The 19,121-nt window shown below is 67.2% G+C and carries 9 protein-coding genes; all 9 read left to right on the top strand.

Annotated features, from left to right (window positions below):
* Positions 1-9: 9 nt before the first annotated feature.
* The 9 genes from ACNFBT_RS20845 (at position 10) to ACNFBT_RS20885 (ending at position 19,119) form a co-directional block, all read left to right on the top strand.
* Positions 10-792 carry an efflux RND transporter periplasmic adaptor subunit gene (locus ACNFBT_RS20845; protein WP_416752599.1) on the top strand — a complete coding sequence of 261 codons (783 nt, stop codon included), beginning with the start codon at positions 10-12 and terminating at the stop codon, positions 790-792.
* Positions 789-2,108 (top strand): efflux RND transporter periplasmic adaptor subunit, encoded by a 1,320-nt coding sequence (locus tag ACNFBT_RS20850; protein ID WP_416752601.1) that lies wholly within the window; start codon positions 789-791, stop codon positions 2,106-2,108. The genes ACNFBT_RS20845 and ACNFBT_RS20850 overlap by 4 nt, the downstream gene beginning before the upstream one ends.
* Positions 2,105-4,201: a biotin/lipoyl-binding protein gene (locus ACNFBT_RS20855; protein ID WP_416752603.1), complete on the top strand. Its 2,097-nt coding sequence runs from the start codon at positions 2,105-2,107 to the stop codon at positions 4,199-4,201. The genes ACNFBT_RS20850 and ACNFBT_RS20855 overlap by 4 nt, the downstream gene beginning before the upstream one ends.
* A 27-nt stretch (positions 4,202-4,228) precedes the next feature.
* Complete coding sequence (locus ACNFBT_RS20860; protein ID WP_416752605.1) at positions 4,229-5,029, top strand: aspartyl/asparaginyl beta-hydroxylase domain-containing protein; 801 nt, start codon at positions 4,229-4,231, stop codon at positions 5,027-5,029.
* A complete protein-coding gene (locus ACNFBT_RS20865; protein WP_416752607.1) occupies positions 5,017-6,018 on the top strand; it encodes a sulfotransferase family protein in 1,002 nt (333 codons plus the stop codon). The genes ACNFBT_RS20860 and ACNFBT_RS20865 overlap by 13 nt, the downstream gene beginning before the upstream one ends.
* Positions 6,019-6,202: 184 nt before the next feature.
* Complete coding sequence (locus tag ACNFBT_RS20870; RefSeq protein ID WP_416752609.1) at positions 6,203-6,658, top strand: GNAT family N-acetyltransferase; 456 nt, start codon at positions 6,203-6,205, stop codon at positions 6,656-6,658.
* Positions 6,659-6,675: 17 nt separating this feature from the next.
* The gene (locus tag ACNFBT_RS20875; RefSeq protein ID WP_416752611.1) at positions 6,676-6,984 is read left to right on the top strand and encodes a DUF6916 family protein; all 309 of its coding nucleotides are present in this window, start codon (positions 6,676-6,678) and stop codon (positions 6,982-6,984) included.
* A 71-nt stretch (positions 6,985-7,055) separates the two neighbouring features.
* On the top strand, positions 7,056-7,712 hold the full coding sequence (locus ACNFBT_RS20880; protein WP_416752613.1) for a phage tail protein: 657 nt from the start codon (positions 7,056-7,058) through the stop codon (positions 7,710-7,712).
* 88 nt (positions 7,713-7,800) lie between these two features.
* A complete protein-coding gene (locus tag ACNFBT_RS20885) occupies positions 7,801-19,119 on the top strand; it encodes an Ig-like domain-containing protein (protein ID WP_416752615.1) in 11,319 nt (3,772 codons plus the stop codon).
* The last annotated feature ends 2 nt before the right edge of the window (positions 19,120-19,121 follow it).

Genomic DNA, 19,121 nt, shown 5'->3' on the forward strand with positions numbered 1-19,121 from the left:
GGGCAAGCGATGCGTGGATGGGCGTGGCTGGGATTAGGACTGTCGTTGTACGGCGTGTGCGCGGCTCAGGGTTCGGAGCAGGCTTCGGAAGATCCATTGCTGGCGGCGCCTCAGCCGTCCGCTGCCGGTGCCGGGGATGTGCGCGGCGTGCTGCGCGCGCGGGACCAGGCGATGCTTTCCAGCGAGCTGTCCGGGCGCATCCTGGAGATGCCCTTCGCCGAGGGGCAGACGTTCCGCAAGGGCGATGTGCTAGTGCGCTTCGATTGCTCGGCCTACCAGGCCCAGCTGAGTGCCGCGCAGGCCGGCGCCAAGGCGGCCAGCGAGCAGCTGGGGCATAACCGCCAGTTGGCGGCATTGAATTCCGTGGGGCGTTTCGAAGTGGCGCTGGCCGAGGCGAAGCTCGCCGAGGCACAGGCCCAGGCGCAGGTCTACAAGGTCCAGGTGGGCCGCTGCGCGGTGGTGGCGCCCTTCGACGGCCAGGTGGTGCAGCGCAAGGCGCAGCCGTTCGAGAGCGTTTCCGGCGGTGCGCCGTTGCTGGAGATCGTCGACAACCGCAGCCTGGAAATCCGTCTGCTGGTGCCCTCGCGCTGGGTGTCCCAGTTGAAGGTGGGGCAGTCCTTTACCTTCGTTCCCGATGAAACCGGCCAACCGCTGCAGGTCGAGGTGAAACGCCTGGGCGCGCGGATCGACGAGGGCAGCCAGATGCTGCCGCTGATCGCTGCGCTGCCGGCCGATGCCAAGGGGTTGCTGGCGGGCATGAGTGGCACCGCGCGCTTCGCGGATACGCCATGAACGCGCCGCAGGTCGGCATGCTGGAGCGCGTCTTCGCGCAGTTCCTCGGCCTTGAGCGCCAGGCGCGGGCCGCCGGTACGGTGGAGCAGCTGGCCTATCACATGGTCAATGACTCCCAGGCGCTGTTCGGCTTTCGCCATGCGGCGCTGCTGATCGCCGGCAAGGTCAGGGCGCTCACCGGCATCAGCGTGGTAGAGCCGAACTCGCCCTTCGTCGCCTTCGTCGAGCAGGCCGGCGCGCAGTTGCAGGCCGAGGGTGCGCTGAACGCCGCCCGAACCGTGGACTTCCAGGCCCTCGGCGCCCAGCAGCAGGCGGATTGGCAGGCGCTGTCGGCGGGCGAGGTGTTCTGGTTGCCCTTGCTGGATCGCCAGGGCGCAGTCTTCGGCGGCCTCTGGCTCGCCCGCGAGCAACCCTGGAACGACGCGGAGCAGGCGCTGCTGACGCAGTTGGGCAGCACCTATGCCCACGCGTGGCTGGCGCTGCAGCCGCGCAAGCCCTGGCGCCTGCGCTGGCCGAAGAAGAAATTGCTGATGATCGCGGGCGGCCTGTGCCTGCTGGTGCTGGTGCCGGTGCGCCAGTCGGTGCTGGCGCCGGCCGAAGTGGTGCCCCTGGGCGGACGCGTGGTGGCGGCGCCGCTGGATGGCGTGATCGCCGAATTCCTGGTCAAACCCAATCAGACGGTGGCGGCCGGCGACCTGCTGGTGCGCTTCGACGCCACCAGCCTCAAGGCCCAGGCGGACGTCGCCGAGCGTGCGCTGGGCGTTGCCGAGGCTGAGTTGAAAACCAGCACCCAACGGGCCTTTGCCGATGCCGAGTCGAGCGCGCGGGTCGACCTGCTGGCGGCGCGGGTGGAACAGAAGCGCGCCGAGCGCGATTACGCCCGGCAGCTCCTGGCGCGCAGCGAAGTGCGCGCCGAGCGTGCCGGGATCGCGGTGTTCGCCGATGCCGAGCGCCTCACCGGCAAGCCGGTGCAGACCGGCGAGCGGCTGATGCAGATCGCCGACCCGGCCCAGGCCGAGCTGCGCATCGAGCTGCCGGTGGGCGACGCCATCTCCCTGGCGCCGGGGGCCGAGGTGGCGCTGTTCCTCGACAGCGACCCCCTGAATCGCCATGACGCACGGCTGGAGCGCGCCGCCTACGAGGCGCAGTCGACCGCCGCCGGGCAACTGGCCTACCGGCTGGATGCGGCCTTCCTCAACGCGCCGCCGCGCATCGGCCTACGGGGCACCGCGAAGCTCTTTGGCGATCGCGCGCCGCTGGCCTATTACCTGCTGCGCCGGCCCCTGGCCGCGCTGCGCCAGAGCCTGGGCCTGTGATGCTGCCGGCGCTGCGTCCCGACCTGCAGCTCTCGCCCGCCGCGCCGGGCCTGGACGGCGCGCCGCAGTGGACCCTGGCTGACCCCTTGCGCGGGCGTTACTTCAAGCTCGGCAGCGCCGCCGTGCGCCTGTTGCGCCACTGGGCGCTGGGCGATCCGCAGCGGGTGCTGCAGGCGGCCAATGCCGAGCCCGGCCAGATGCTGGGCGCGGCTGAGGTGGAGGAAATGCTGCGCTTCCTGCGTGGCCATGACCTGATCGCCGCGCTCGATGCGGAGCAGCGCGCCAGTTATTCGATGAAGGCAGCGGCGATGCGCCAGAGCCTGTGGCAGAAGGTGCTGCACCAGTACCTGTTCTTCCGCATTCCGTTGTGGCGTCCCGATGCCTTCCTCAACCGTGCCTGGCCGGTGCTGCAGCGCAACGGCGGGTGGATGCTGCGCTGGGGGCTGCCCCTGGTGTTCGCCCTGGGCCTGTTCCTGGTGGCGCGGGACTGGCAGCGTTTCATCGCCACCTTTCCGCACCTGTTCAGCCTGGGCGGGGCGCTGGCGTTCGGCGTGGCGCTGACCTTTGCCAAGCTCTGCCACGAGTTCGGCCATGCCTTCATGGCCAAGCGCGCCGGCTGCCGCGTGCAGAGCATGGGCGTGGCGTTCATGGTGCTGCTGCCGATGTTCTACACCGACGTCAGCGACGCCTGGCGGGTGAGCGACCGGCGCTCGCGACTGTTGATCGGCGCCGGCGGCGTGCTGGCCGAACTGGTGCTGGCGGTCCTGGCATTGCTGGCCTGGTCGCTGCTGCCGGACGGTCCGGCGCGTACCTCGGCCTTCATGCTGGCCAGCGCCACCTGGGTCACCACGGTGATCATCAACCTCAATCCGTTCATGCGCTTCGATGGCTACTTCCTGGTCAGCGACCTGCTGGGGGTGGAAAACCTTCAGGCCCGTGCCTTCGCCCTGTGCCGCTGGCGGTTGCGCGAGGCATTGTTCGGCTACGGCGAGCGGGCGCCGGAGCCCTGGTCGCCGGCCATGGCGCGGCGTCTGATGATCTGGGGCTTCGGCTCGTGGATCTGGCGCGCGGTGCTGTTCTTCGGCATTGCACTGGCGGTCTACCATCTGTTCTTCAAGGTGCTGGGCATCTTCCTGATGCTGGTGGAACTGGTCTGGTTCATCGGCCTGCCGATCTGGCGGGAGCTGCGCGAGTGGTGGCAACGGCGCGACCAGGCCGAGCCGCGCAAGGTGTTCTTCGTGGGGATCGGCCTGGTGCTGGCGCTGGCGTTGCTGGCCGTGCCCTGGCGGGCCTCGGTCGAGGTTCCGGCGATGCTGGAGGCTTCCCGCGCCACGGCCCTGCACGCGCCCGTGGCCGCCCGCCTGAAGGCCTTGCGGGTGGAAGATGGGCAGGCGGTGGAGCAGGGCGCCGTGCTGCTGGAGCTGGAGTCTCCGGACCTGGAGGCCAAGCAGGCCATTGCCCGCCGCGAGATCGAAATACTCCAGCTGCAACTGCGCCGGCAGGCGGCGCGCAGCGAAACCGTCGGCGATACCGGCATCATCGAGCAGCGACTGGCCGAGGCCGTGGCCGAATACCGGGGGCTGGCGGCCCAGCGCGAGCGCCTGCAGATTCGGGCGCCGCAGGCGGGCGTGGTGCGCGACCTGTTGCCCGACCTGGCGCTGGGACGCTGGTTCAACCCCGGCGAGGTGCTGGCGCGGGTGGTGGAGCCCGGCCAGCGCCTGCGCGGCTATCTGGCCGAAGAGAGTCTCTGGCGCGTGCAGTCCGGCGCCGAGGGCCGCTTCATCGCCGACGACCCGGCGCGCCCGGCGCTGGCGGTGCGCCTCGACGAAGTGGACGCCACCGGCGTCCCCTACCTGGAGCTGGAGGCCCTGAGTTCCGATCACCACGGCCCCATCGCCGTGCGCCGCGACGAGCAGCGCCGCGCCGAGCCGGTGCAGGCCCAGTATGGCGTGCGCTTGAGCCCGCTGGACGCTTCCTTCCACCCGGCGCAGCCCCTGCGCGGCGTGGTGGTGCTGGAGGGGGCAGGACAGTCTCTGCTGGGGAGCGCCTGGCGTCGGCTGGCGGCCCTCGGTGTCAGGGAAAGCGGATTCTGACCCTCTGCCAAGGAGCAAGGACGTTCCATGACTTCACGTTCGTTACCCCGCTGTTCGCGGCTGCCCCTGGTGTTCGAGCTGCCGCCCTTGCTGGAGGCCCTGTCGCGGGTGGATGCCGGGGCCTGGCAGACGCATTTCAATACCGGCTATTACGAAGGCGACTGGAGTGGCGTCGCGCTGATCGCCCCCGAGGATGCTCCGCTACCCCTGGCGCCCGGTCATGGCGCGCCGGTGCGCAGCGGCTGGTGGCAACGCGAAGCCGCCTGGAACGGGCTGCTGGACAGTTTTCATACCCTGGTGCGCAGCGCCCGCCTGCTGCGGCTGGGGCCGGGGGCGCGTATCCACGAGCATTGCGACCCCGACCTTGGGCGGCCCGATGGCGACCTGCGCCTGCATGTGCCGCTACTGAGCCCGGCCGGCGTGGAGTTCCTGGTCGACGGCCTGCAGGTGCCGATGGGCGCTGGCGAGTGCTGGTTCATCGATCTGTCGCGGCCCCATCGGGTCGACAATCCGGGGCCTGGTGAGCGCATCCATCTGGTGCTGGATTGCGCGCCCAATCCCTGGCTGCTCGATCTGCTGGAGCGGGGGCTGGCGGGGACTCCGGAGTTGCAGCCGGGACGCGCGGGGCGGGCGTTCGCTGCGTTCCGTCAGCGGGTGGCGGCGGAGCCCGCCCTGGCCGCGCAGTTGCAGGCCCTGGGCGACACCCGCGACTTCCTGCGCGAGAGCGTGCGCCTGGGCGCGGAGCTGGGTCTTGCGTTTTCCGAGGCTGAAGTGCGCAGCGCCATGCGCCAGGGGCGCAGTGCTTGGAGCGAGCAATGGCGAGCGTGACGGCCATGAGTGACTTCAGCGGTTGGATGCCCATTCGCGTGTGGCGGCAGGCCGCCGAGTGGCGCGTGGACTGGTGCTGGTTCGGTGAGCGGCGGCTGACCCGGCCGTTCTTCCGCGACGACGTCGACGACGCCCTGCGGCTGCCCTTCAACCAGGCGTTTCGCCGGGAGACCGGAATCCAGGTCCTGCGCGACTGGCAGGCCGCCAGCCCCGGCCTGGCGCCCGCGGCGCTGATCTTCCACGCCTCCCGTTGCGGTTCGACCCTGATGGCGCAGATGCTGGCCGGGCTGCCGCGCAACATCGTGCTGTCGGAGCCGCCACCACTGGACAACCTGCTGCGCGCGCATTTTCTCGATGCCGCCGCGGCCGACTGGCAGGGGCGGAGCATCGAGGCCCTGCTGTCAGCTTATGGGCAGCGGCGACTGGGGACGGAGCAGCAGTTGATGGTCAAGCTGGACGCCTGGAATGTGTTCGAGGCGCCTCTGCTGGCGGCGCTCTATCCGCAGGTTCCACGGATATTCCTCTATCGCGATCCGCTGGAGATCGTCGTCTCGCAATTGCGCCAGCCCGGCATGCATCGGGTTCCCGGGCTGCTGGGCCCGTCAGCCCTGGATCGGCGGCTGCCGGACGCCCATGCCATGACGCCCGTGGAGTACAGCTGCCGGATGATCGGCGAAATCCTCCAGGGCGGCCTGGAACTCTGCCGTCGCCACGGCGGCGTTGCGTTGAACTACAGCGAATTGCCCGGCGCGGTCTGGGGGCGCCTGGCGGGGCTTCTGGGCGTGGAGGACGAGGACCTGGCACGGTTGCAGGCCGTCGCCGCGTTCGATGCCAAGCAGCCGTCGATGTGGTTCACGGCGGACAGTCAGCGCAAACGGGATGAGGCCAGTGAGCAGGTGAGGGCGGCCGTGAAGTGTTGGGCTGGTGAAGCCTACGAAGGATTGGAGCAATTACGACGTATAGAGCGGACTCTTCCTTCGCATATTTAGGATTGCTTCTATTGATTATTTTCCAAAGGGTGGCGAATGGCTTTCACCTTCGGTTACTCTCTGGCGGTTGAAGTCGCGTAAAAAATAACAGCAAGCCGACTCGCCCGCCTCGGGCACTGTCTGCAAGGATGCACGACACATGTCATCTCCCGTATTGCACCTGCGCGCTAGGGTGGACGCCGATATGGCGTTCCTGCGGAAGCTTTACGCGTCCACCCGTGCCGATGAAATGGCCCAGGTACCCTGGGACCAGGCCGATGTCGACGCCTTCCTCACCCAGCAGTTCAATGCCCAGCACGACTTCTACCAGGCCCATCATCCCGACGCCGATTACCTGGTGATCGAAGCCGACGGCGAACCCATCGGGCGTGCCTACCTGCTCTGGACTGCCTCCCACCTGCAGATCATCGATATCGCGCTATTGCCGGCCCATCGGGCCCGGGGTATCGGCGGCGGGCTGCTGCGCCAATGGCTGGAGCGCGCCGACCGGCAAGGGCTCAGCGTCGGCCTGTATGTGGAGGGCTACAACCCGGCGCAACGCCTCTATCAGCGCAATGGATTCGAGGTGGAAGGCGAGAACGGCGTTTACCTCAAGATGCGGCGCCCGGCCATGAGTCGCCGTGCAGCCGTACACGGATGACTGCTCAGGAGCTCCCCATGCTGCCAATGCCCACCCAGCAAGCCCTCGAACAAGCCAAGGGCATGACCTTCGATCTCTGGGTTACGCCCGAACAGCGCTTCGATGTCGAGTTGCTGACCGTCACCGAAGGCATCGCGATGACCCCGCGACACCAATGCTTCTGCGCCGACTTCGCTCTCCCTGAAGGCACCTGGCTGCCCCAGGCACTGTTTCGTCTGGCCTTGCCGGGCGAAGACGGCTGGCTGGTGCTGATGGCCCCGGGGCTGCCTGACGAGCAGGGGCGAAATGTACTGCAGGCGGTATTCCACATGGACAAGCCCACCTGAGGGGCCTGACACGATCCGGGCGAGTGTCGCCACTCGCCATTACCAGCGAAAGGCCGAAGGAGAGGTGACAAATGAGTGATCCGTTTCTGGGGGAAATCAAGATGTTCGGCGGCAACTTCGCGCCGCGCGGATTTGCCTTCTGCGCGGGGCAGATTATGAGCATTGCGCAGAATACCGCCCTGTTCTCGCTGCTGGGGACGACCTATGGCGGTAACGGCCAGACTACCTTTGGCCTGCCTGATCTGCGCAGCCGGACTCCGGTCGGCGCGAGCTTCACCGGCGCACCGCCGGGACTCAGTTCCGTTGCGCTGGGGCAGGTGGGCGGAACCGAAAACGTCACTCTGACGAGCAATCAACTGCCTACCCACGTGCATGCCGCGACCTTCACCGGGAGCGCCAGCGCAGTCGCCGGCAGCGCCGCCATCGACGTCGGTACCAGCACTGCCAGCCCGATGGTGCCACCCGCCCAGGGCGCAACCACCTACCTGTCCGCCACCACTGCCAAGGCGGGACCGGCGAATGTGGCCTTCAGCGGCCTGTTCAGCGGTACCGCCCCGGATGCCACCAAGGCGAGTCTCGGTGGCGTGACCTTGCAAGGCAACGTCACGCCGACCGGTACCGTCGCCGTGGCTGCTGCCGGTAACGGCCTGCCGTTCTCGGTGCTCAGTCCATACCTGGGGATCAACTTCATCATTGCGCTGGAAGGAATCTTCCCTTCGCGCAACTGATCCCTGTTGGCGCATCTGGCGCCCGGGATGGCAACAAACGGGGAGGGCCCAGATGGCCCTGCCCCTCGAATGCAGAAGGAGGTGTTTCATGTGGCGGAAGAAGACTGCTCGCGGACAATCGGCCCATCAGCCGGCCCGGTCTGCCCTGGCGCTGGCGCTGGAGGCCCGGATGATGTTCGACGGCGCGGTGGCAGCTACCGTCGGTGAAGCGGCCGATACCAAGGCCCCGGTCGATGCGCCGGATGCCAAGCCCACCGCCGATGCCTCCGCTACCCATGACAACCTGGCTGCCGCCCCTGCTGGCACCTCCGACAGTCGCCACGACGTGGTATTCGTCGACGGCCAGGTTAACAACTACCAGCAACTGCTGGTCAATCTCAAGCCCGGCACCGAGGTCGTCGTGCTGGACCCCAAGGGCGACGGGTTGAAGCAGATCGCTGACTATTTGGGTGGCCGCACTGGCATCGATGCCATCCATGTCGTCAGTCATGGCCTGCCGGGGCAGGTCACCCTGGGCAGCGTGACGCTGGATCGCTCGACCCTGGAGGCCCGCGCGGCGGATCTGGGGAGCATCGGCAGAAGCCTCGACGCCAACGGCGACATTCTCTTCTATGGCTGCGATGTCGGCAGCGGGGCCGCTGGGCAAGCCTTCATCGATCGGATCGCCCAGCTCACCGGTGCGGATGTCGCCGCCTCCAACGATGCGACGGGAGCTGCGTCCCGTGGCGGCGACTGGGCGCTCGAAGTCTCCAGTGGTGCCATCGAGGCCACGGTGCCGTTCTCGAAGACGGCCCAGGAGGCATTCAGCGGGCGCCTGTTCTCGGGCACAGTCGATTTCAGTGGCGCGGATAACGCCAATCTGGGCAATACGGTTACCGATGGAATGCAAGGGAGCGTGGATGTCCCTGGGGTGACGTTGCAGATTTACTCCGCGACGACCGGGAATATCAACAATATGGCGACCTGGGAGTACGGTAGCGATCTGAGTTTCGATGGCAGCGCGACACCCAATGACGATGGGATATATGGCGATGGAAATAACGGCTCGCCGATAATTGTCATTCGTAGCCAGGGTGGGCAGGACTTCTCTTTCACGGGACTCAAAATCGTCGATGCACTGGCGGTGCATAGCCAACTGACGTTCACGGCGTTTCGGGATGGCAACTCGCTTGGATCGGTGACCATCAACCGAGATTCTCAGGTGGTCCAGTTCATCAATCAGTCCAATGGGCTGACTCCGGCCATATTCCGCAATGTCGATGAGGTCAGGATCACGCCCGTTGGCAATGAAGGTGACATCGGCCAGGGAGCTCGCCTGTGGGTTGGCCTGGACGCCATTCAAGTCGCCGATCCGGTAGTTCCCCCGACCCTGGTTTCCGCTACCTTCTCCGACAACGCGCTGAAGGTGGGCGACACCTCTACCGTCACCTTCACCTTCAGCACTGCCGTGACAGGTTTCGACGCCAGCGATGTTACCGCCCCCAACGGCACCCTTGGCAATTTCACGTCCGTCGGCGACGGCTCCACATGGACCGCCCTCTTCACGCCTAATGCGAATGCCAGCAGCACGAGCAGTGTGCTCACGGTGAACCTTGCAGGCGTCACGGGTGCGGCGGGTGCCGGTAGCGGCACCGCCAATTCCAGTCCGTATAGTGTCGACACCCTGCTTCCCACCATCAGTTCCGTCACTTCCAGCACCGCCAACGGCGTCTACAAGGCCGGCGACGTGATCTCCATCCAGGTGAACTTCAGCGAGACGGTAAACGTTACCGGCACGCCGCAGCTCACCCTGGAAACCGGCAGCACTGACCGTGTCGTCAATTACGCCAGTGGTTCGGGCACCAGTACGCTGACCTTCAACTACACCGTGCAGGCCGGGGACACCAGCGCCGACCTCGATTACATCAGCAGCAGCGCGCTTTCCCTCAACGGCGGCAGCATCCGTGACAATGCCACCAATGATGCCAACCTGAGCCTGTCGGCGCCGGGCGCGGCGGGTTCCCTGGGCGCCAACAAGGGCATCGTGATCAACTCGGCTCCCAGCCTGGGCAACCTCAATGGCGACAGCCTGGCCTGGGCCGGCGTTGGCAATACCGTGGGGCTCGACGTGGGCGGCAACGCCACCGCGAGCGACACCGAGTTCGGCTCGCTCAACGGCGGCCTCGGCGACTGGTCGGGTGCGTCCCTGAGCGTGCAGCGCCAGGGCACCGCCGTCACCAGCGATCAACTGGGTTTCAACACGTCGGGCGCGAGCTTCACGATTAGCGCCGGCAACCTGCAGGCCGGCGGCCTGACCTTCGCCACCTACACCAATACCGGCGGCGTACTGACCATCACCTTCAACAGCAGCGGCACGGCGGCCACCACCGCGCTGGTGCAGAACGTCCTGCAACACATCAGCTACCGCAATGACACGCCGGCGGGCGATGCGAACATGCGAATCGCCCTGAGCGATGGCACCACCACCGCCACGGCCAACGTCACGGTCACCAGCGACACCATCTACGTCACCAACACCACCGACACCGCCACCATCAATGTGAACGATGGCGTCAGCTTCAGCGAGGCGGTGGCCATAGCCGCGGCGGATGCCACCGGCACCCAGACCCTGGTCTTCACCAGCAACTTCAACACTACCGTGGCGCTGGCCGGCAACCTGTCGATCAGCGAGAGCCTGAACCTCAACGCCGACGCGGCGTCGGGCCTGGTCATCAGCGGCAGCACCATCACCCTGGGCGGCGGCACCACGCTGAACTTCAGCAATGCCAGCGGTACCGTGGGCATCGCCAGCACCCTGGGCGGCAGCGGTTCGCTGAACAAGGCCGGCGGCGGCACGCTGGTGCTGTCGAGCGTCAGCAACGAAGCGTCCATGTCCGGTGGCATGACCGTCAGCGGCGGCAACTTGCAGGTCAGCGGCGACGATTATCTGTCCTCCGGCACCCTGACCCTCGATGGCGGCACGCTGACCAACAATGCCACTGGCTTCACCATCGACAATGCCATCGTGCTGGGCTCCGGTGGCGGCACCATCAACGTCGGCGGTGGCGCCGGGGCGACCTCGCTGGTGCTCTCGGGCGTCATTTCCGGTACCGGCACCCTGACCAAGAACGGCCAGGCAATCCTCGAACTGAGCGGCAACAACACCTACAGCGGCCTGACCGACGTCCAGAGCGGCACGCTGATCCTGTCCCACGCGAACGCCCTGGGCACCACTGCCGGCGCCACCAGCGTGGCCAGCGGCGCCACCGTGCGCATCGCCGGCATCCTCACCGTGGCGGAATCCTTCACCATCGCCGGTACCGGCAAGACGGTTTCCAGCATCAATTACGGCGCGCTGCACCTGATCAGCGGCAGCAGCACCCTCAGCGGCACCATCACCTTCGCCGGCGACGCCGACATCAGTGCCGCCAGCGGCAGTACGCTGACCCTCAGCGGCGCGCTGGGTGGCAGCTCCAACCTCAACAAGACGGATGCCGGGACGCTGGTGCTGAGCAACACCGCCAACGAGGCGGGCATGAGCGGCGGCATGACCGTCAGCGCGGGCACGCTGAGCATTGGCGCCGACGATAACCTGTCCATTGGCACCCTGACCCTGGCCGGCGGAACCCTGGCCACAACTTCGGCCGTGACGATCGACAACGCGGTGGCGGTGACCAGCGCTTCGACCATCAGTACCGGCAGCAATACCACGTTCAGTGGCGTGCTCAGTGGCAGCGGCACCTTGACCAAGGCTGGCGCCAATACGCTGACCCTGTCCGGCATCAACACCCACATTGGCGCAGTCAACCTCACCGCCGGCGGCCTGACCCTCAGTGGTGGCTCGGCGATTGGCGACGGCAGCGCGGTGACCTTGTCGGCCGGCACCACGCTGACCCTGGCCAGTGCCGAAACCATCGGCTCGCTGGCCGGTTCGGGCAGCGTGGTGCTCAATGCCCAGTTGACCACCGGCGGCGACAATACCAGTACGACCTATGCCGGCGTGATGTCCGGCGCGTCCGGCCTGACCAAGGCCGGCAGCGGTACGATGACGCTGACCGGCAATAACCTCTTCACCGGCGCCGCCTCGGTATCCAGCGGCGGTCTGACCCTCAACCGCGTGGGCGGTGCACTGAGCGACAGCGCGAGCGTGACGGTGGCGTCCGGCGCAACCCTGACGATTTCAGCCGACGAGGCAATCGACAGCTTGTTCGGCGCCGGCACGGTGGCGTTGGGCGGCCAGAGTCTGATGGTCGGCGTCAACGGAGCGAGCAGCAACTTCAGCGGTTCCATCACAGGTTCTGGCGCCTTGGTCCAGGACGGCACCGGTACCCTGACGCTGTCGGGCGCCAACGGTTCCCAAGGCTGGGCGGTACGGGCATACGACGGCACGCTGGCGATCGCCAACGCCGGCAACATCGGCACCGGCGCGATCGAGTTGAACAGCGGCACGCTGTCGATCAGCGATGACACCACCCTCGCCAACACGTTCACCCTGAGCGGCGCTGGCGGCACCCTGAGCGTGGCGGCCGGCAAGGCCGTCGGTCTCACCGCGTCGAACACTGGCACGGGCGGCCTGACCAAGGCTGGCAGCGGCACGCTGACGCTCTCGGGCAGCAACAATTACCTGGGTACTACGACCGTATCCGCCGGTACCTTGTCGGTTACCGGCAGCACGGCCAGTGCGACCACGGTGGCCAGCGGCGCCACCTTGGCCGGCAGCGGCATCCTGGGCGGCGGCGTGACGGTACAGGGCGGCGGCACCCTGTCGCCCGGTATCACTGGCGTCAACAACGGCGTCGGCACCCTCACCATCAACGGCAACCTGCAGATGAATGCGGGCAGCACGCTGGCGGTGGAGATCGATGGCACCACGGCCGGCACCGGCTACGACCAGGTGCTGGTCAATGGCACGGTCAATGTCAGCGGCGCCACCTTGGTCGCGACCCACGGCTATGTCCCGGCGAGCGGCGACAGCTACAACATCATCGTCAACGACGCGTCCGATGCGGTAACCGGCGCCTTCAGCGGCCTGACCGAAGGCAGCGTGCTGACCGCCGGCGGCAACAGCACCGAACTCACCGTCAGCTACATCGGCGGCACCGGCAATGACATCACCCTGACCGCGCCGATCAACGCCGCGCCCGTTCTAGGCAACCTGGGGGGCGACAGCGTCACCTACACCCAGGGCAATGGCTCGATCCTGCTCGATGGCACCAGCGACGCTACGGTCACCGACAGCGACTCGCCCGACTTCAATGGTGGCAGCCTCAACGTCTCCATCGTAGCCAACGGCGTGTCGGCCGAAGACGTGCTCGGCATTCTCAATCAGGGGACCGGGGCAGGGCAGATCGGCGTTTCCGGCGCGAATGTCACGTTCGGAGGCACGGTCATCGGCAGCGTTTCCGGCGGAACCGGCGGCAGCGCCCTGGTGGTGACCTTCAACGCCAATGCCACGGCAGCGGCGGTGCAGGCGCTGGTGCGCAACCTCACCTACGACAACATCAATGCGAGCAATGGCATTGGCCAGGCGGCGCGTACCGTCCGCGTGACCGTGAACGACGGCGACAGCGCCACCACCAGCCAGGCAGACGTTACGGTGTCGGTCGTCGAAACCGTGCCGCCCACAGCGACCATCGTAGTGACCGACACCAGCCTGATCGCGGGCGAGAGCTCGACGGTCACCATCACCTTCAGCGAGGCGGTGACCGGGCTGGACCTCGGCGACTTCACGGTAGCCAACGGCACCCTGAGCAACCTGAGCACGTCGGACAATATCACCTGGACCGCGACCCTGACCCCGAGCGCAAGCTTCCAGGGCGGCAGCAACCATATCTCGCTGAGCAACACGGGCTACACCGACCAGGCTGGCAATGCAGGCGTCGGCACCACCGACTCCAACAACTACGCCATCGACACCCTGCGTCCCACCGCCAGTATCGTGGTGGCCGACACCGCCTTGAAGGCAGGGGAGACCACCACCGTCACCATCACCTTCAACCGAGCGGTGACGGGGCTGGACGTCGGCGACTTCACGGTAGCCAACGGCGCCCTGAGCAACCTGAGCACGGCGGACAACGTCGTCTGGACTGCCACTCTGACGCCGGCTGCCAGCACCGAGGACAGCAGCAATGTCATCACCCTGGATAACGGCGGGGTGATCGATGGGGCCGGCAATACCGGCACGGGTTCCACCAACTCCGGTAACTACGCCGTCGATACCCTGCGCCCCACGGCGACCATCGTCGTTGGCGATACCTCCCTTGCGGTGGGCGAAACCAGCACCGTTACCATCACCTTCAGCGAAACCGTCACCGGCCTTACGACCGCCGATTTCACCGTGGCCCACGGAACGCTGAGCAACCTCAGCTCCAGCGATGGCGGCATCACCTGGACGGCGACCCTGACGCCGACCGCCGGCATCGTCAGCACCGCCAACCTCATCAGCCTGAACAACAGCGGCTTTACCGACGCCGCCGGCAACACCGGCAGCGGCAGTACCGACTCCAACAACTACGTGATCGACACCGAGGCGCCGATCAATGCCGTGCCTGCCGCGCAAACCACCAATACGGTGACCCCGCTGGTGTTCAGCAGCGCCAACGGCAATGCGCTCACCGTGAGCGATGGCGGCCAACTGACGGTGGTGGTCTCCGTCGCGGGCGGTGCGCTGAACGCCACTACCGGCGGCACGGCGATCATCACGGGCAACGGCACCGGCAGCGTCACCCTCAGCGGTACGGCCGCCGAGGTGAACGCGGCGCTCGAGGGCCTGACCTATATCCCGGATGGGGCGGGCTCCCGCAGCATCAGCCTGCAGTCCACCGATTCGGTCGGCAACAGCGATACCGACCTGGTGGCGGTCACGGTCAACAACTCCACCCTGGTGGTCACCTCCGACCTCGATACCGGCGCCGACCAGAGCACGGCCGCCAGCTTCGCCGCCGACCAGGCGGACGGCAATGGCCTGAGTATCCGCGAGGCCCTGTTCTGGGCGCGCGGGGGCGACACCATCACCTTCGACCTGAACGGCGCGCTGGCCGGCAACCAGGGCGGCACCATCGTCCTCAATGGCACGCAGCTCGATATCCATTACAGCAACCTGAATATCGACGGCGATCTCAACGACGACGGCGTTGCCGATGTGACCCTTTCCGGCAACCACGCCAGCCGTGTGATGGCGGTGGGCTCGAGCGTCACCGGCGTCGAAATCACCGGGCTGACATTGACCCAGGGTGTTACCGGCGGCGGTGGTGGTGGCCTGTACATCGGCGCAGGCAGCAGCCTGACCCTGCGCGACTCGGTGATCAGCAACAACACCGACATCGGCGGCGGCGGTGGCGGCCTGTATGCCACCGCCTCCACGGTGACCGTGATCAACTCCACCATCAGCGGCAACACCAGCAACACCTTTGGTGGTGGCATCCGGGTGGTATCCAACAACGGCGCGCTCAACCTGATCAACAGCACGGTGAGCGGCAACACCACCACCGGCACGGGCGCCCACGGCGGCGGCCTGCAGTTCGGTGGCACCAATCCGCTGGTCATCATCAACAGCACCTTCAGTGGTAACGCCGCGCTGGGTGCCAGTTCATTCGGGGGCGGTATCCGCGTCACCAGCGGCACCGCCTTCTTCTACAACGTCACGGTGGTGGGTAACGCCTCGACCTCCACTGGCGGTGGCATCAACGCCAGCGGCATCGAAACCTTCGTCAATACGGTGGTGGCCGGAAACACCTCGGGCGCTGGCGCCACCGCGGCGGTGGGCGGTTCGCCCCTGGCCACCGGCGGCGCCGCCGACGACGTGGGCAACACCGTCGAAACCGCCACCAACAGCTTCTTCGGTTCCAACGTCAGCATCACCACGGCCACTGGTGTACTCAACAACCAGGGCACCGCCGGCTTGCTGCTGGGCAACCTGGCAAACAACGGCGGCACCGTGCTGACCCACAAGCCTCAGGCGGGCAGCGCGTTGCTCAAGGCCGGCAGCAAGGCCGCTCTCCCCACCGACACCTTCGACCTGGACAAGGACGGCAATACCAGCGAGGCCCTGCCGATCGATGCCAACGGCAAGGCGCGTTCAGCCGGGACTACCGTCGATATCGGCGCGGTGGAGGCCAACGCCGCCCCTGTGCTGAGCAACCTGGGCGGCGGCGGCAGCTACACCGAAGGCGGCGCCGCCATCGTCATCGACTCCGATGCAAGCGTTGCCGATGCGGACCTCGACGCGCTCAATGGCGGCGCTGGCGACTACAGCGGGGCATCGCTGGTGGTGGTGCGCCATACCGGTGCCGATGCCAGCGACCTGTTCGGCTTCCAGGCGGGCAACGGCATCACCCGCGTGGGCAATACCCTGGTCAAGAACGGCCAGGTGATCGCCAGCTTCGATACCAGCGTGACCGGGCAGTTGACCCTGACCTTCACCAATGCCAACGGCCAGACGCCGACCCGCGCCGACGTGAACCACATCCTGCAGCAGCTGACCTACGCCAACGCCTCCGACGACCCGGTCGCCAGTGTGGGCCTGGACTGGACCTTCGCCGATGACCAGGGTGCCACCTCGGTGGGCACCGCCCTGGTCAGCCTGGTGGCGGTCAACGATGCGCCCCTGGTGAATGCCACCGGCGGCAGCGTCACCCTCACCGAGAACGGCAGCGCCGTGGACCTGTTCAGCGGCGTCAGCATCGATACGGTGGAAGCCGGCCAGAGCATCACCGGGCTGACCTTCACCGTCAGTGGGCTGGCCGATGGCGCCAGCGAGATCCTGCGCATCGACGGTACCGACATCGCATTGGTGAACGGTGCCAACGGCCTGACCTCGACTACCGGTATCGCCTACAGCGTCAGCGTCGTCGGCGGAACCGCCACCGTCACCCTGACCCATGCGGGCCTCAGTACCGCCGCCGCCAGCAGCGTCATCGATGGGATGAGCTACCGCAACAGCAGCGAGGCGCCGGCTAGCGGAACCCGCAGCGTTACCCTGGTCGGCGTCCGCGACAGCGGCGGCACCGCGAGTGGCGGGGTGGACAGCACCAGCGCTGCGATCGCCGCGAACGTCTCGGTGGTCGCGGTCAACGATGCGCCGGTCATCAGCGCGCCCGGCAGCATCCCAGTCGTCGAGGACACACCGCAGCCGCTGGGCGGCATCAGCTTCACCGATGTGGATGCGGGCAGCGGCAGCGTCACCGCGCACTTCAGTGTCGCCAGCGGTGCGCTCACTGCCAGCAGTGGCGCGGGCGTAACGGTGTCCGGCTCGGGCACCGGCAGCCTGACCCTGGTCGGCAGCGTCGCCGACATCAATGCCTTCATCGCCGCCAATGGCTTGAGCTTCACGCCGGCCGCCAATGCCAACGGCAACGTCACCCTCAGCATCGGCATCGACGATGGCGGCAATACCGGCAGCGGTGGCGCACTGACCGACAGCACCAGCGTCACCCTGGCGGTGAGCGCGGTGAACGACGCGCCGGTGAATGGCGTGCCGGGCGCACAGAGCCTGGACCAGGACGGCAGCCTGGTGTTCAGCGTCGGCAATGGCAACCTCATCAGCATCGGCGACGTGGATGCCGGCAGTGGCGAACTGCAGGTGACCCTCACGGCCAGCCACGGCGTGCTCACCCTGGGCAGCCTCACGGGCCTGACCTTCATCAGCGGCGACGGCAACGCGGACGCCAGCCTGGTCTTCCGCGGCAGCCTGGCGGATATCAATGCCGCCCTGAACGGCCTGACCTTCACCCCCACCGGCGGCTACAACGGTCCGGCCGGCCTGCAGATCAGCACCAGCGACCTGGGCAACAGCGGCAGCGGTGGCGCCCTGGTGGATACCGACGCCATCGCCATCACCGTCGACCCGCTCAACCCGGTGGTCACCCATATCGGCGTCAGCAACCCGAACGGCAGCTATCACCTGGGCGACGTCATCACCGTCACCGTTACCTTCGACCAGGTGGTGATCGTCGACGCCGGCAGCGGCGTCCCCACGCTGCTGCTGGAAACCGGTCTGATCGATCGCAGCGCAATCTACCTGTCCGGTTCGGGCAGCAATACGCTGACCTTCCGCTACACCGTGCAGGCCGGCGACCTCAGCGCCGACCTGAACCAGCAGTCCAGCGGCGCGCTGGCGCTGAACGGCGGCAGCATCCGCAATGCCGGCAACCGCGATGCCATCCTGACCCTGCCGGCTGCCGTTGGCGCCGACTCCATCGCCGCGCAGCACGACATCGCCGTCGATGGCGTCGCGCCGACCGTCACCAGTGTCAGCGTGCCGGCCAACGGAACCTACGTGGCGGGACAGAACCTCGACTTCACCGTCAACCTCAGCGAGGCGGTGACCGTCGACACCAGCACCGGCGCGCCGCGCCTGGCCATCACCCTGGATGGCGGCCGCACGGTGTTTGCGCAGTACCTCAGCGGTTCGGGCAGTTCCGTCCTGGTTTTCCGCTACACCGTGCAGCCCGGTGACAACGACGCCGATGGCATCCAGGTGACCGGCCTGTCTGCCAATGGCGGGCGTCTGAGCGACGCCGTCGGCAACGACATGAATCCGAGTCTGAACAACGTCGGCGACAGCCATGCCGTACTGGTCGATACGCGGGCGCCCAGCGTCACCAGTGTGGTGCGCCTCGACCCGTCGCCCACCAACGCGAAGACGGTGGACTTCCTGGTGAGCTTCGACGAGAACGTCAGCGGCGTGGACAGCGCCGACTTCACCGTGGTCACCAGCGCCATCGCCAAGGGCAGCGTGCGCTCGGTGACCCAGGTCGACGCCAGGACCTGGCGCGTCAGCGTCGGCGACATCCGGGGCGTGGGTAACCTCGGGCTGAGGGTCAACGCCGGCGGGATCATCGACGGCGTGGGCAACGTGCTGGCGCAGGCGTTCAATGGCGAGAGCTATGCCATCGGAGCCCTCTCCGACGGTGATCCGCAATTCCGCGTAACGACGCCCACCCCGCCAGCGCTACCGACGCCGACGCCCTTGCAGCCCAGCGTGCCGGTGATCGTCGCGCCGCCGCCGCTCTCGCCCCTGTTGCCGCCATCGCTGTTCACGCCGCCGAGCCTTGGCGAGGTGCCGACGCTGGGCAACATCTTCATCCGCAACGGCGAGCCCGCGCAGAGCTTCCTGGCCCAGGTGTTTGGCGATGCCAGCTTCGGCGACGGCAGCGCCCGAGGCTTCCTCGGCTTTGGCGGCGGCGATGCCGGGGTGTTCGGCAGCAGCACGCTGTCGGGCATCTTCAACCGAGACGGCTTCGACGACAGCACGCCACTCAGGGTGTTCGAGCGCCGCAGCGGCGATATCGACCAGGGGCTGCGCGGCATATTCGGCGCGCCGACGCTGGCGCAGCAGCTGCACGAGATCCACGAAACCGAACAACAACCGATGCGCGACCTGGCCTGGGCGCTAGGGCAGATTGCCCAGGACCGCGAAGCATCCTGATG

Source organism: Pseudomonas sp. NY15181, from assembly GCF_048068055.1.
GTDB lineage: Bacteria > Pseudomonadota > Gammaproteobacteria > Pseudomonadales > Pseudomonadaceae > Pseudomonas.